Origin of the sequence: Desulfovibrio sp., from assembly GCF_034006445.1 — a bacterium.
In the GTDB taxonomy this organism is placed as follows: Bacteria; Desulfobacterota; Desulfovibrionia; order Desulfovibrionales; family Desulfovibrionaceae; genus Desulfovibrio.
Map to the genome: position 1 here is coordinate 86,852 of NZ_JAVESS010000002.1, position 15,498 is coordinate 102,349.

A 15,498-nucleotide genomic window follows, 5' to 3' on the forward strand; every position below is an offset into this window, starting at 1 on the left:
CTCCTACGCGACCTTCATAACGAAGTTTATTGCACAATAGGGCATGTAACTGGCCGTGGCCGAGCTTGTGGCACTAAAAGAATGTGCATGACCCGCGCTGCCGCCTTGGGCACCCGTTGTGGCGCCATTTACGCCGTTGTTAATGTACGTTGCCTCACCGCGTACACCCTGAGAATTTTGATTGTTTGTGCTTGTATAAGCATGCCCATGACTTGGCATCTGTGCCGTCGATATAGTGGTAGCGTCCACACTTCCGCTGACAGTGTGTGAATGGCTGGCACTGCCACCGAGCGTTCCGGCATTATGAGAAGCGTCTGCACCCAAAAACACTCTGCCTTTCAGGTTGGGCAGCGTGCCGCCTTTATCATCAGAGCCCCCATCACAAACCATCCAATTCTCTCTCGCTGTCGCCTCGCCGGGCATGATGGCCCGCCTTCCGTCACTGCCCCCAAAAGTTACGCCCCAGACAGGTATGGGCACATATGGCGGAAAAGCGTCCCAGCATGAGACGTTCAGCGCTCCGCCATCGGCAATGGTTAAACCCAGGCCCGGTTTGACGGTGCCGGGCTTTTCGGAAGAGGCGAAGTCTACGGGCGTAACCGAAATCGTCCCATCTGCCTCCACGGCAATACCATCGCCAATCTTGACAAAGCCAAGCTTGTCAACCGTGGCCGGACCAATGTTGGACAAGCTCTGTGCCCTGTCAGCTTCATCCTTTGCGCGGTCTGCTTGGGCGGTGGCACGGTCAACCTCAACCGCGACAGCCGCGTGAGCATCATCCGCAGCGACCTCCGCAGCGCTTTCCGCCCGGTCGGCCTCGACCTTGGAACGATTGGCTTCAGTATTGGCTCTGTCCGCCTCAGATTCTGCTCGATCCGCTTCGAACTGCGATCTATCCGCCTGGGCAGCAGACCGTTGAGCCGAGCCCTCTGAATTCACAGCAGCGTTCGCTGCATCATCCCGCGCGGTATAAATACTTTTCAGCAACGCCTCCGGCGTGCTACCGCCCGCCTCTTCTTCACGCGAGACTTTTACCGCGCGCTTCACCTCCCCGGCAATTTCCTGAACAATGAAGGTAAGCTTGTCGTCGGCCTGCATAATGTCTGGCGTGTACACAGCCTGGCCATCGACCCACAGAATTTCCTGGGTGATGTCCGTTTCTCGGTAAATGGCCAGCTTGGCCCCCACAGGCAGAGCGATGCTTGCCGTGAATGTCTGGCCGGATACGGAGTATCCAGACCCGAGGGACATAGTGACCTGCGTTCCTCCATGTACATAATAGGCGCGGACGTCGTCGTCTTTTATGTACGGGAAGGTCAGCGGGTATTGCTGCCCGGCCGCGCCGTTTGTCACGGTGTACACAATGCCCGTAGGCGTGTTGTCAACTGACATGGTTGCTCCTTTGTTGATAAAAACGTATCGCTAGGGCATGCTTGCAGGAAAGGAAGGGGCGGACATGAAAAAATTTAGCATGCTTGTTATTATTCTGGCGCTAATCATTCCCTCTAGTTCATTGGCAACAAACTGGGCTGAAAATTGGTTCGAGCTTACGCCGGTAGAAAAAACGCTTGTTGTCTCTGGATATAGGCTTGGCGTTAATTTTGTATGTACAATGGACAGCGGCGCGAATCGTTCAAGCGTTTTTTGCCTTGGCTCAAGGGCAAGTGATGGGCAATATGCTGTCGTGCCGGAGTTTCTTGACACTTTATATAGAAACAAGGACTATAAGCATATACAGATAGACGGTATGATTCAGCTTGTTCTAATGTATATTACAAAAATTATAAATTCTGATCAGCTCGATAACAGCCTAAATGCTCTTGGAAGTATTGCAGAAGAATCTAACATCGCGGATAAAGACAAGAAAATAAAAGTGTATGAAGACACGATTAAGAGTCTAGTGCAGTAAAATACCTGTCCCCATCCCCCCCCTCAGCCCTATGCGATTTTTAATGAACGGGTGAAATTAATCTTTGCGCGGATGCGGTTTACCCAGCAGAGGCGCTAACACACCGCCTTCGCCATCCACAAAATACGCCTGTGAACCTTCTATGGTTCGCCATATTTGTGGTGTGCCCAACCCCAGAGCAAAGCCAATGGCATTGGTCGTTTCCTTGATCGCAAGGTAGGTTGCACGTTCGTCGTCATTGCCAATGGCCTTGGCGGCATGGCCAAAACCTTTGATTGCATTGCCCACGCCAGCGAACATCAACGGTGTGCGGCCCCCCTTGATGCCATCGTTTGAGTAGGCGCTCTCAGCCATACGAGCCACGTCCCGCGCTATGGGCACGCCCATGCTGTAAAAGCCTAATGCCTCCCATACGTAATCCTCGGCCTCTGGCAATTCACCATCACGTCCCAGGGAAATCATAAGTGCCGTCAAGGCCACAGGCATCACCCACTGAAAGGCAAAATCACGCATGGCCACACCGGGCGTTACGGCGCTGTTGCCCGTCTGCCGCCATTCCTCCAGTCCGCGCACCGTCTCCATTTTTCTATTAAAGTCCGCCAAGGCAAAACTCATGAAGGGGCAAAGCATGCGTATCAGTCCGGCCTGACGCATGACGGCAGGAGTATCAATGGGCCCGCCGCCACCCTGGGCAGCCACTACGGCACCGTCGGCAATGGCTACGGCTCTGCTTTCCTCGACGCCCTGAGCGATAGCCTTGTCATAGGCTGCCAGCCATGTGGGAAAGGACACCGTGGCGTCAAGCGAGGCGATCAACGCAAACTGCGCCCGCTGCACTGTGTCCAGAGCGTAATTGACGTTCATGAAGCGCACTCCAGCTACGCCGCTAGCGCGCATACGCTCATATTCCCGGCGCAGAGTGTCGTCCATAAGCTTGGCGCGTTCATGCATGTAGGCCGATTTTTCACGGATGGTCTGCATAGACAGCATGGGGGAAGACAGAATGGTGCTGGCCGCAGTAAAGAAGTTGCCCGTGCCTACTTCGCTCCATGAGTTGCCTATGCTGGTCAACTGCAAGAGCGCCGTTTTCATGTTTGCTCCAAGGGCGTACATGGTGCCGCGCCGGGCCAGCCAGTCCATGGCCGCTGTCATACCTTCCAGCCGTTCGCTGTCGGGCCGGGCGATGCCGCGCAGCCAGGGCTGAAGCTGTTTATAGTTTTCCACTCCGGCAGCTCTGGTAAAAGCCGCTTCAAAATCCGCGTTATTGAAAAGCCGCATGGTATCCCGCAGCGGCAGGGCATGTGTGGCGTAGTGGATAGACTCTCGAACATGCTTATCTATGACGTTCAGGGTCAGACTGGGAGGCAGTGTGCCGCCCTTGCGCTCATTGGTCATGCCGCTTTGCGGATTGGGGTGACGTAACACGGCCTCCATACCGTTGAGCAGTTCGTCCGTAGTTATTTGTTCCGCAGCCCGACTACTCAGTCTATGATCAAATATCAGGGGGTAGTATCCACCCTTGACCGTGATCACCTTTCCGTCAGCCGTGGCTACTTCAAAAGGCTGCGCCTCCACCTTGGCAAGCGGGGAGCCTTTGAGAGCCGTTACCGTTTCACTCAGCAGTGGATATATGCTGTCTATGGCGTCCCATGTTTTTTCAATGGCCCGCCACTCGACCTCAGTAAGTCTGGCGGTAATGGTGTGCAAATCTTGTTCGCTCCAGCCGTAACCGCGCATGAGGGCCTTGAGGTTGCCAGCATTGCCCATGTTCAGGGCTACAGAATATACCTTGTCCATATCCCACAGACCTTTCCACAGCCGGGCCACGTCTCTGGGCAGAGTTACGCCATCAATGGTAAAAGCCGTTGTGAGCTTCCCGGCCTGTACAATTGGCTGCATGGCGTCTTTCAGTATTTCGTCCACATTGCGGGTGTGCAGCATTTCAAGGCTTCTGGCTTCCTGCAAAGGAAACAACCATGCGTCATGGTTGGGGCCGTTATCCGTAAAGCCATCCAGAGCGCGGGCCATAAAGCGCACGCTGGTAAGGGATGAAAGTCCCTTGCGCAGCGCCCCCTGGATGGTCCCCAAGATACCTTCCCGGTCGGACAGGAATTTCTTTGCTGAAAGCGTGTCCATCTGCTTGGCGCACTTTCCGGCCACAACGGCAATTTCCGTCTTTTCCCGGTTCGCCAACATGCGGTTATGCACGCGGCCCTGGTGGGTAAGCTCTTTCACAACCCGGCGTATTTCCCGCAACTGTTCAAGCGTCAGGTCTCCGGCGCGCCCCTCAGAGCCGTTTTCAATGAAAGCTGGTGCGAAAGTGGCCGGATCATCAAAAAGCGACACGCTGCTTGCCACAAAATCCTTGAAGATCTGCATACCTACTGGGTCACGCGGAACCATGCTCTCCGTGCCTAGCCCTTTCCAGTTAGACAGGATGCGCAAAACCTGCTGTTTATAGGCATCGTTGACGCTCTTGCTGGACGCGTCCCTACGCAACTGCCTGATAATATGGTCGCGCTCCATGCGGGCACGGTAGGCCGCACCCAGAGCCGCACGGCGCAGGCGTTCCGTTTCGCGCACTTCGGCCAGCTTGGCGCGCAGCTTGTCCATGTTGGATTTGCCTTTCTCATTGGCTTCCTTCTTGCCAGCCCTGAAAGCCTCACGGGCCACGCGCGCGTCCTGACGCAGGCGGGCCTTGAGAGATTTATACTGAGGGTCAAGCTCGGAGAGCTTTTTGGCGTCCACCAGCAGGTCAAACTCACGCCGTAGCGAAGCGGGGCTGGTCTGCTTGCGTCCGGTCAAGGCTTCAAGCTCAATGGACAATGCTTCATCCATGGCATTGCTGTAATCGACTTCGGCGTCGTACTCGCTGTTCCACTGCGCAAGGTTGCGCTGCACTTCGGCGTCAATAGCCTCGCGCCTGGTGGGGATGTCGGTCAGTACGGCGGCAAGCCCGGTTACGCTGTCTTCATTGAATTGCGCGGCCACATCCAGCAGATCAAGCTTGCCGCCCTTGCGGATAAGCCCTTTACCCTCGCCGCGAGATCCCTTCCATTTCTCGCGCAGTCTGTACGCCATGTCTTCAGACACGGTCTGTTTCAACACCTCAAAGTCAATGCCGCCTTCACGCAGGGCTTTCAGCATCTGATAGGTAGGATTGCTATCCACCAGGGCGGTGGCCTGCTCGCTGAATTCACGCTCTGCCTTGCGTTGTTCCACAAGCCTGCGGTTGGCAATAAGGGCGCTGGCGTTGTCATAGGCGCGCTGGGCGGCCTGGGCGTATCTGTCGCGCAGTTCCGGCTTCACGGTATCGCCGAGCAGATCCATGACGGAATCATCGGAGGCCCGGCGCTGCGAAAGTTCTATTTCTTCCTGCGTGGCCAGAAGTGTGTCGAACACTTCTCGCGCCTGCTCCGAAACGCCGTCATTGCCCAACAGGTTGCGTACGGTTCTGTAGATTTCCGTCAGCCAGTTGCGGAACTTGTTGAAGGCTGCCTGCAATTCCCACGAGGGGGCTTTGCCTTCGCGGGCGTAGGCTTCGAACTCGCGGGCAAAACGCTCCTGAATTGCTGTCCACGCGGTGACAGAATTGGCGTCCTTGCCGTCCACCAACCCTTCAAAGCCATAGGCCTTCTGCAACTTGCCCCAGGCCTCACCTACCCATCCCGGCGCGGTTTCCAGCTTGGAGCCCTCGCGCAACTCCTCCAACCAGAAGTGGGCCGTTTCGTGCAGAATGGTGGAGGCGTCAGCCTTCTTGAACAGACCGACAATATATTTACCGTCAGCCATCTGCCTGATGCCGCCGCGCGGCTTGGCGGAATCTGCGTGGAAGAGGGCTTCTGGCTGAAAGAAAAGATTCCCCTCGCTGTCGTTGACATCCTCAAGCAGCGATCTTAAACTATACTCATGAATGCCTGCTGAGGGCCGATTGACACCGGATTTCCGGAGGGTATCGGAGTTACCAGCAGGCATCTCTTTTTCAAGCCTGTGGTGGTAAAGCTTAATAGGGTTGTCATCTGCAAAGTGTAGAGTCCCATCCTTAAATTCTTTTACTGTCAGTTTTACCGAATAGTCTTTCTCTCCTATGCGCAAAGCAGCCTGAAAACGATGCAACTGCTTAAGGTTGCTGTCTCTATTTTTCTTGTCCTCATAGCTCTCAACTAGTATGGCTTCACGCATGAGATTGGGGAGGGCAGCGACTGCCTCAAGCTGCTGCACTCCGTCAATAACATCGGCATCTCCAAATTTCATGTGTTCATGAAAATCTTTGGCAGTCATGCCAACCGCCATCCCGGTATCCTCATTGACGACCCCGGCCTTGAATTCATTCAGAACTGCGGCCCTGACGTCTTTAGGAAAGCGCTTGCGCAGCACCTTGGCATTTTGTCCCGCAAAGCGCGGCTGTACCGCCACCACCCTTACGGGCGTGTCCAGATCAACGTCCGCATTTTTGGGCTGCCACAGCATGCCCTGCCCAAGACTCTGGCGCAGTGAGCTTTCAAACTCGTCGTGTGGCATCATCACCTTTTCGGCAAAGCCGTCCACGTCAATGTCATTACGGTTCAGGCCATGCCCGCCGCGCTGTTCACTGCTGAAATCCTGCGCCAACACGTCAATACCGACGCCTTGCCCCTTTCTGGCAAAAAAGCCGGGGCCGAACTGCTGCCGCATTTCAAGGTAGGCATCCTTGCCGTAGGTGTTAGCAAAATTCTCTGGATTGACCTTGCCCCAGGCATAGGCAAATTCCGGCTGCAAGGCGCGCCGCTTCTGTACACGGCCCATGCCCTTCTTGACGCCCATATCCTCCATAAGCTGACTGTAAGCGCGGTCAGCCTCCAGGTTTTCAAGCCCGCCTCGCCCAAGTTCCATGAACTCCTGGGGCGTCATGGTCATGAACCCGGCCAGCCGCTTCTCAAGATATTCCGCCGGAGTCATGCCGAATACAGGAGCCATGCGTTCGGCATTGGCCGCAATGACCGTACCGTAGGCCTGCGCCTTGGCCTGCGAATAGCCCGCCTGCTGCAACTGCTCCACATAGGGCGCGGCAACCGCCATGCGTTCTTCATGGCGGTTCAATGCCTTGTTTTCTTCTTCAACATAGGGAGCAATAAGGCTTTCAAGGTAGGCGTTGCGCTGTCCGGCATCTTCCACCATTTCCGTCAGTGCTGCGGCATCTGTTATGGTGGGCATGGCCGGATCAAAGCGCATGTCCGGCTTGAGGGCTTCGTAGCGGGCCGCGTCCTGCATGATATGGGTTGCCGCAAGCTGTGTGGGAACAACTAGGTCTGTGCCCAGAGTAAGGCTTTCCTCCAACACCTCCGGCGTGATGCCCATCGCCTCGGCGGCTTGCATCAGGTCGGGATTGCCCTCCTGATAAAAATAAGCTTGTGCGGCCTCGGGTTTGAGGTAGACGTTTTCCGGCACTTTACCACCGTCGGCCAAAGCCTGCACAAGAGACTGCGCCGTTTCGGGCATGTCCTTGAACACGGTAGACTGCTGGGCTGTCTTGGCTATGGAATCCATCATGGAGGCCTGGTAGTCCGCTAGCTGACTCATGGCGCTATCAAACTTGCCCTGGGCGCGCATGTTGCGGACAAGCCGTGCCCCACCGCCAGCGCCAGCAAAAAGAGCCATGCCCTTGGCCGTTTCCTTGGTGGTGTCCCACATTCTTTCAAATGTGCCACCAACTCCGGTATAAGCCTGATTCACGTTTGATGTCGAAAGAGCGATGTTTTCTGTAATAACAGCGCCTACTTCCTGTATATTTTCTGTGGCGATTTCGCCTGCAAGCCCTTTTGCCGTGTGTATGACAGTATCGCCCAGTTTGGCGCTCAGGGTGGGATTCTTTTGCAGAAAGACTAGGGAGGCTTCGGCAACCTTCGGACTCAACAGCTTTGCAGCACCGGGAAAAATCTTTGCAACACTGGCCAGCCCGTACATTTCAGCCGCACCGGCAAAACCGCCGTATGCTACTGACAGAAAGCGAACAATGTCGGGGTCGATCTCATTTCCGGCATCATCAGTCATATCCTCAAGCGTGGTACGCATGCTGCCAGCTTCCTGACGGGCAATATCCAGATACGCACCAGCCGTCATGGCAGCGCCTGTGCCAGCCAAACCACCAGAGATCGCGCCGGGGATGGAGAGAACACCACCGCCAGCCATGCCGCCCATAGCAGCGCCTGAGCCAATCATCGCAGCCCCGGCAGGGGAAAAAACATTTTTAGCACCGCCATAGAGCATGCCAAGGCCCGGCACGCCAACGCTCCCAACGCCTGCCCATGATATCTGTTGCCCCAAGGGCATACTGCCGTAGATTTTTGCGCCGTAGGCTGTAACGTCTTTTAAAGTGCGTATGCGCTGCTCTGTTACTGTATCAAAAACCTTGCCTTCAAGCTTTTGCGCCTGCAACTCGTATAGTTCACGACTAGCCATACCATAATCAAAGCCATGCCGTGCCGAACCAATCAAACCTGTATCAAGGAATCCCTGATGCTTTGCCGCGATTTCCTTCTCAAGCGCCATCAGATTTGTGTCAGCGGCCAGAGCAAGCTGGTCAAGAGCGTCGGCGTCCTTGAGGTATGTAAGTGTGACCATCGACGGGTCTGTGAATCTTCCAAGGGATAGGCTGACATTCTGGGCGTAGCTGTCAGACTCCACCTTTTTACGGGCAAAAGCGGGATCGTTGTCCACGATAGATGGCTGTAAGCCTGATTGCTCTGCAAGAGCTTTAAGTTCTGCGGGACTGCGCATGTTCAGGCTGTTCCTGAGCGCGTGCAGTGTCTGTCCAAGACCGCCCAACTCGGCCTCAAAGTTCTGGTCCACCGCCTTGTTCCTCTCGCCAAAAACGCGCATGGCCTCATCGGCGGGCATGATGTCAACAAAAGGTGCGGACGGCTCTGGCTCCATAAAGTCATTGTCAGCATCGGCAAGATTCACTACGGGCTTGTCCAGAAAGGCAGTCCCATTTTCACCGCCAGGCTGACGCCCGGTAATGGCAGGGCCGACAAAAACCCCAGGAGCAATATCAAGAGAGGTGCCGACTTCGGACGGTTCTTTCTTTTCTCCGCTATATCCGTCGTACAGTTTGCGGGCAGCCTCAATGTTAATGTCGTTCAGCATGGTCATTTGCTCCCCCCATTAATCCTTGGCGCGTTAAGGATAGCCCGGTATCCGTCTGCCATCTGCTTATCGGAGAAGTGCCCAAATGAACCATCAGGTTTAATGCCCAGTCCTTTAAGAAACTCCTTCACCATACCAAACTCTACTGATCCTCTTTCTGGGAGCGCATCAGGGTTTTTATCAAGATAAGCTGGCAGCAAGCCTTGAGGGATTGCCTTATTGCTGCGGAAAATTCCAGGATTAAGAATGGTTTCTTTCCAGAATTCTCCAGCTTTTTTGTTAACCATTGATTCAGACTGAATCTCTTCCGGTGAAAGACCGTCAACAAAGCGGGCAAAAAGGCTTTCAGCGCTTGCCGTGCCTAGGAACTTCTTTATGTCTTTGCCATGCTCGCCAAGGTATGATTGAGCCATTATCAAGAAAGAGGTTTTTACATCCTTCAGCACGGCCAAGGATTGCTTTTTTTTCAGCTTATCTCGATCTCTAGCCGAAAGCGCCGCACCGTATTCCGCATCGATGTCAAAATCCTCATCAGAGGCAAGGCGGTCTAGCACGGCGTTGTAGACACCTGGCGCTGATGTTGTCGCGTTTTCAGGGCCATAGGCCGCCACAAGGTTTTTGTACATGGACATAGCTTTATCGCGATCTTCAGGATCAAGAGTTTTTTGAAACTCCTGATAAGCTGGCCATCCTTCGGTGATGGGTTGCTTGGCAATTTGTTCTATTGTGCCCTTTTGCTCGTTTAGGCGTATTTCCTGTTCACGTTTTTTTGTTTCTTGCTTTAGGCCCTCCTCAAAATGAATGGTTTTCACAGCTAATTCGTATTTCTTGGCATTGTCGCCAAAGCGGGCTTTTGCTTCGCCGAGCCGTTGAGCGGACGAGAGGTCACGCGTGTCGTCGGTAAAGCCATCAATCTCAGCTTGAATCCTTGCCTCTTGCGCGCGCTTTTCGTGTACGCTCATCCACTCTTGCAATGCCACTTTCTTTGCTGGAGAAAGCATGCCAGTGCCGGGAATGTAGCCAGCACTGCTATCGCCCTCAGTCCCCACATACTGGCGCTCTTGCTCGGTATGGAGCTTTTCGGCATAGGCGGTTGCATGTTCTGGTGTGTCAAATTTGCCGAGGTGTTTTCCGGTTTTTTTGTACTGCTCAACGGCATCATCATCCGACATGATGCGGCCGTCGTCCGAAACGGTGGGAACAAGCACCTCACCATTGCCATCATTGAATGACATGCTGCGCACTGTGCTTATTGAACCGTCAGCATTTTTGACACGCGGACGGCTGTTGAGGTTGACGTTCCCAGTTTCTATCAAGCCCGCAGGTTGTGTATTGCCTGCCAAGTACACTGGGGGCTGCTGCACAGCCTTTCCCGTCAGCATGTCCTCGATGCTCTTCGCCGTGTATTTTTTCGCGAGAGGGGATTCAGCGACAGCCATACCATAAAGGACTTTGGCCGCGACTGCAGGGTCACGCATATTAACAGGTTTATCTACATTAAGCCCGCTAGCCTGTGCGAACGTCTTGCTATATTGACTAGTATTGTTCTCAAACGCTGGTGCCCACCGTTCATTCATCTGTCTTGGTGTAGTCAGTCCGTGTTTATCTTGATAAATCAAAAGCTGATCACGGGCAGCCAAGAAACCTTCGGCATCAGAATTGAACTGCCGGAAATCGGCACTCGTGCCTGTGTTTGCACCGACCTTCTTCAGGTTCAGAGGGTTATGAAAACGCTCTGCGATTGTCCCGCCACTGGCACCAGCAGTAAACATAAGCTCTTGTGCCCCGCGCATGTCACCAGTAAGCACACGCTCTTTTATGTCTGCAATATGCTTATCCTGTGCCTTGCCATCAACCGCCGCCAGTACCCCGGCAAACTCTTCGGCTGGTATTGAATCCTGATGCTCTTTAAGGAACTCAAGCGCCGCCATAGGGTTTGTTGCTGCAAGAGCTACGGTGCCTTTCAGCACCGCCTGCCCCCAGGCCTCCTGCTTTTTCCGCTCCGTGGTTTCGGCGTCCCAGCCCTGCATGCGGCCAAGATTTTGCGTAGCGATATTGATGCTGGCTTTGGCTACGTCAAGCTTGTCCTCGGTAAGATTGCCGGAGGCCACAAGATTCTGCGCTGCAAAAATTGAATTCTCCGCCATGTCCACCTGGTGGCTCATAAGCTCAGACGTTTCGTGACTGGCAACAAGACGGGCCTGATTTCTGAACAGGGCTCCAAAGGGCTTGGACGCCATGCGCAACTGGCGCTCAGAAAGATACTTGGGCGCGTCCTCATCCCATATTTTTGACCGATACTCCCTTTCTTCCTGGTACAGACCTTGGGCGTCGCCGCGCTTACGGGTATTAAAGAGACCTGTGTCAGGATTATAGTAGCGATCTTCAAATTCTTTGGTCTTTTTCATCAGGTAGTTGTTGACCTGCACATCGTCATAGACATCGGCGAATTGCTCTGAAGCCTTTTGCAGTCCAGACATGGCTACGGCCGCAGGATTGCTTACGCCCCAGGTGGGCGCATGCGCGCCGCTGCCGCCGCCGGATGGGGCAAAGGCTGTTGCGTCAATGGCCCGGAGATCGCCGGGCCCTTCTATTCTGAGTGCCATGTGTTACACCTCACGATCTAAGAGAAGGCAGGCTGGACATGCTGGACATGCCGGACGTGTCGCCTCTGCTGTAAAGTCCGTTGTAAGAACCGCTGCTACCGTAAAATTCGCTGCTGATTTTTTCTTCGCTCATTACAGAATCCTCGGGGCTTTCAGTTTTCGTTCCATATTTGGACTCCAGCGACAGCACGCCCGCGCCAAAGCCCACAAGCCCGGCCACGGCGGAACTGGTGGCCTGCCAGTCGTACTGATTGGCCCTTTCGCGCAGACCAGAGGCACGGGCACTGTTTTGCAGGCTCATGGTGCCTGTCTTCATGGCCGCGTTATAGTAAAGCTGCTCCAAATTCTGCTGTCCCTTGGCAGTGTGTGCGCTTAATACCGCAGTGGCCGAAGCACCTGTAATGCCGCGCTTCATGGCTACAACCCGGTTCATGCTCTGCTGTTGTTCCTGCTTTTCCACCAGCGTGCGGTAATCGCTCTCGTATTGCTTGCGGATGAGGTAGCCAGTAAGCCTTGTCTGCTCGTCCTGTGCGTCTGCCTGCATGCGCATGGCCGCAGCGTTGTACTGTGCATTGGCAATGGAACTGCCGGTCTGGTAGCCGGTTACGGCTCCCTTGCCAGCAGACTGCGCGCTTGAGGATGCAAAAAAACTTCCCATGCCGCCCATATGCTTACCCGCCTTGCTCTATGCCGAAGGCGATAGAGGTTATGAACATTGGAAAGGGCAAATCCTGACGCACGCGAATCAGTCCGTCATAAGTGGTGTTGCCAGAAAGGGGCACTTCTATGGTCTTGGTCAGACATGGGGGCGGCTTGCCGCCGATAGCGCCGTCGCTGAACGCCAATACTTCCTGCCACTGGCCGTATTCGCCGGGCCTGTTCAGGGCTGGCACTGGCTGCTCATATTCGGCGCGTATGTCGCCTTTGATGGACCCCAGAACCCGCAGCATTACCGACACAATGCGTTTCTTGAAATTCACGCCCTGACCGTTCTTCAAAGGATAGTTCACGCGCATGGGCTGCACTTCCGCCGTGTAGCCAAGGCCAGCCGCCACATAGGCGTTCTTGCGTATCTTGGTGTCACGCACGCATCCGTCATCATCTACCTCAATATCCCCGAGATATGATCCGTCCTGCATGACCTGCACGCTGCGCCCGGCCAGATAAGGCATACCCTTGATAACGCCCGCCTCATCCGTGGTTCCGGTCAGCATGGCGTCCATGAACACGCTGTAGGTGGCGTCTTCGGCATAAACATCAAAGGGCGTCTCAAGGTATTCGACGAAGGTTTCCCCATTGCGCTCAACGGCCATCCAGAACTGGTCGCCTTCAAGGTAGGGAATGATGGCGCCGGATTTAACCGCTCCCTGCGTGCTGTGCTTGTGCCAGGCAAATATCTGCTGATCGCGGATATAGGTGCAGCCGGAGAACGTGCCGTCTGAAAGAATGCACCATGCAATAGGCTCGGGCTCGCTCATGCTGTGCATTTCCACCACGTCGGGACTGGTAGCTTCGGGACAAAGCAGGTTGAGCGGCGCGGCCTTGAAGCGGTATCCAAAATCCTGGTAGTCCAGCGTGTACACGTTGGTGCCGGTGCGGCTCACGAACATGGCCGAACTGCCCAGCAGGATGGCCTGCACATCGCAACTGCCATAGCTGGACTGGCGCTTGTGCCCGGTTGTGCTTGGAGTGAGCGGGCTGTCAATGTCAGAACCCTGAATGCGGATCTCTGAGGCATTGGTGCCCACCACCAACTGCTCCATATCCAGCATCCACTTGATAGGGTTCACCCGTGAGCCGTTGATTCTGAGAAAAATGGCGTCTTCGGGCAGAGGTTCCTTGGTCTGATCCGCGTTGGTGTTGATATTGAAATTGGTAAAGTCCGCAAGCTTGGACATCCATATGTTTAGCGGCTGCTTGGGCGTGGCCGCGTATACCAGCCTGTCTTCGTAAATGCGCACCAGCGAGGGATAATTGCCTGCCTCAAAAGGCAGCGGTTCGCTGCTGTTGGTGATGAATGAAAGCCCCTGGTAGGCCCAACTAGTCGCGCTCAGGCGTTCAAGCCGCCAAGGCTGCATGTCCGGGTGGGCAAAATAGATCACGTCGGCAGACTGCACATAGCGCAGTTTTGTCACATCCACGCCGTTAAGCGCACTGACAGCCAGTTCCAGGGGGGCGCTCCCGCTCATAAGCTGGCCGCCGCGCGTAAAAAAACGAATGTATCCGCTGCCTATTTCAAGGACGTAACTCTGCTTGTCCGTGCCGTTGAAGTCGAAGGGTATGAGCCTGCACCCGTTTGCCTTGGCCTTGGCTACAAAGCGCAGGCCGGGCCGCTTGTAGATGCCGCCCGTGGGCGTAACAATGAAGTTTTCCAGCACGCGACAGCCCACGCCATACTTGGAGTAGTCAACGCGGCCTTCAAGCTTGGCTGTAAGCAGCCCGCCCACAAATGAATGCACGTCAGGATAAATTTTCATGTCAGAACAGCCTGGCGTTTACAAAAAGGTTGGGGCGATTCACGGGCATGGTGTCCGTCTGCTCGCTGTCCGTGTGCATGGCCTCGATGCGCAGGGATATTGCACGCTTGTACATGGACTGTTCTCCCTGAGTTGAGCCGTTGATCTTGAAATGCAGCCGGTTGGCAATCATAGCCGAAAAGTAGTTTCTGAACTGCGGCGTCATTTCATGAGGGCGCACGCTGGTGCGGATATAAACGATCTGCAAGCCCTGGTGGTTGGACACGAGGCTCTTCCCCTGCACCATGTATTCAGCAACTGGCTGCGTGTTACTGGCGGCATTTTCGCCCCACAGTGACTGTAACTGCGTGGCTTCCACCGACAGGATGCGCCCGCAGTCTTCCGGCAACTGATAGGCATAGGAAAATCTGATGTCCCTGGGCTTCTCTTCCAGTTGCTGAAGGCGAGCGGCCATAATCGCGAATGACCACGGATGACCGCTCAGCACTTCCGCAAGGGTTTCGTCATAGACAGCGGCGCACAGCTTGGTGTTCTTGCTCTCTCCTTCAGGATCGAGAATGGTGTCCTGCCCCATATAGAGCAGAGCTTGATTGATAATGCCTGTGCGCCCCTGATCCATGACGGCCCCCATTAGCTAAGAGTGAGTACGAGTTCCACCAGTTCTTTCTTTTCCATCGCTTCAGCAGGCACGCTGGCCGGGTGGAACTGGCGCAGCCACTGCATAAGGTCATCTTCGGGCATCTTGCCCACTTCTGCCTTGGTCATTTTGGCCTTGAGGTTCGGATTGTGCACCGTAGGGGCGGTGATCGCCGCCGTGCCTTCTATGTGCTCAGGGTATTGTTTTGCAACGTGTTCAGGGACCTCCTGCCCCTCCATGAAGAGCATGGAGCCGGAAGCGCTGATAACTGCAAAGGGTTTGATTGCTCTTGCCATTGGTGACTCCTAACCGCGCCGGGGGTGGCTGATGTAGTGCGGGAAGATATCCACGCTGCCAGGGAACGCGCCTGACCCGCTGATCTGCACTTTGATAAAGGGATACTTGAACGCGGCTTCGGGCAGCACGAAATCGCACACCACGGCGTCAGGACCGAAATACCTGGTCGCCCCGGTATCGTTGGTGTAGACGGCAGTGCCCAGGGTAACAGGCGTACCTGCCTCCGTTTTGGCCCCCTGCACGGTCAGGGTGATAGTGGCAGCGCTGGCCACAGTCAGGCTGCCGGAGGCCTTTGGGGTAGCCACGCGAATGGCCGTGCCGCCCTGAGAGGCATCAAGCCGCGTGGGGTTGTTGGCGGCCTGGTTGCCCACGACAGGAGCAGTGGTAATGGCTTGCGCCTGCGCAAAGTATTCGCCGTAAGGGCGAAGATTGACGTTGTACATGCTG

At 55.0% G+C, this 15,498-nt stretch carries 9 protein-coding genes; 1 reads left to right on the plus strand and 8 read right to left on the minus strand.

Translation table 11 applies throughout. The annotated features are described in order from the left end of the window. Nucleotides 1-3 precede the first annotated feature (3 nt). Nucleotides 4-1,392: a hypothetical protein gene (locus tag RBR41_RS03080; protein WP_320350959.1), complete on the minus strand. Its 1,389-nt coding sequence runs from the start codon at nt 1,390-1,392 to the stop codon at nt 4-6. A 64-nt stretch (nt 1,393-1,456) separates the two neighbouring features. Here RBR41_RS03080 and RBR41_RS03085 point away from each other — a divergent pair, with 64 nt between their 5' ends. Next, complete coding sequence (locus RBR41_RS03085) at nt 1,457-1,909, plus strand: hypothetical protein (protein WP_320350961.1); 453 nt, start codon at nt 1,457-1,459, stop codon at nt 1,907-1,909. Between the two features lie 57 nt (nt 1,910-1,966). Here RBR41_RS03085 and RBR41_RS03090 read toward each other — a convergent pair whose 3' ends face one another. Genes RBR41_RS03090 through RBR41_RS03120 form a run of 7 tightly spaced genes read right to left on the minus strand, consistent with a single transcriptional unit; the run spans nt 1,967 to nt 15,494 of the window. Further along, nucleotides 1,967-9,034: a hypothetical protein gene (locus tag RBR41_RS03090; protein ID WP_320350962.1), complete on the minus strand. Its 7,068-nt coding sequence runs from the start codon at nt 9,032-9,034 to the stop codon at nt 1,967-1,969. Between the two features lie 2 nt (nt 9,035-9,036). Then, a complete protein-coding gene (locus RBR41_RS03095) occupies nt 9,037-11,640 on the minus strand; it encodes a hypothetical protein (protein WP_320350964.1) in 2,604 nt (867 codons plus the stop codon). Between the two features lie 10 nt (nt 11,641-11,650). Further along, on the minus strand, nt 11,651-12,298 hold the full coding sequence (locus tag RBR41_RS03100; RefSeq protein ID WP_320350965.1) for a hypothetical protein: 648 nt from the start codon (nt 12,296-12,298) through the stop codon (nt 11,651-11,653). Nucleotides 12,299-12,311: 13 nt separating this feature from the next. Then, nucleotides 12,312-14,117: a hypothetical protein gene (locus tag RBR41_RS03105; protein ID WP_320350967.1), complete on the minus strand. Its 1,806-nt coding sequence runs from the start codon at nt 14,115-14,117 to the stop codon at nt 12,312-12,314. A 1-nt stretch (nt 14,118) separates the two neighbouring features. Next, a complete protein-coding gene (locus tag RBR41_RS03110; protein ID WP_320350969.1) occupies nt 14,119-14,736 on the minus strand; it encodes a hypothetical protein in 618 nt (205 codons plus the stop codon). An 11-nt stretch (nt 14,737-14,747) separates the two neighbouring features. Then, entirely contained in the window at nt 14,748-15,050 is a 303-nt protein-coding gene (locus RBR41_RS03115) for a hypothetical protein (RefSeq protein WP_320350971.1), read from the minus strand. A gap of 9 nt (nt 15,051-15,059) precedes the next feature. Continuing rightward, a complete protein-coding gene (locus RBR41_RS03120) occupies nt 15,060-15,494 on the minus strand; it encodes a hypothetical protein (protein ID WP_320350973.1) in 435 nt (144 codons plus the stop codon). Between the last annotated feature and the right edge of the window lie 4 nt (nt 15,495-15,498).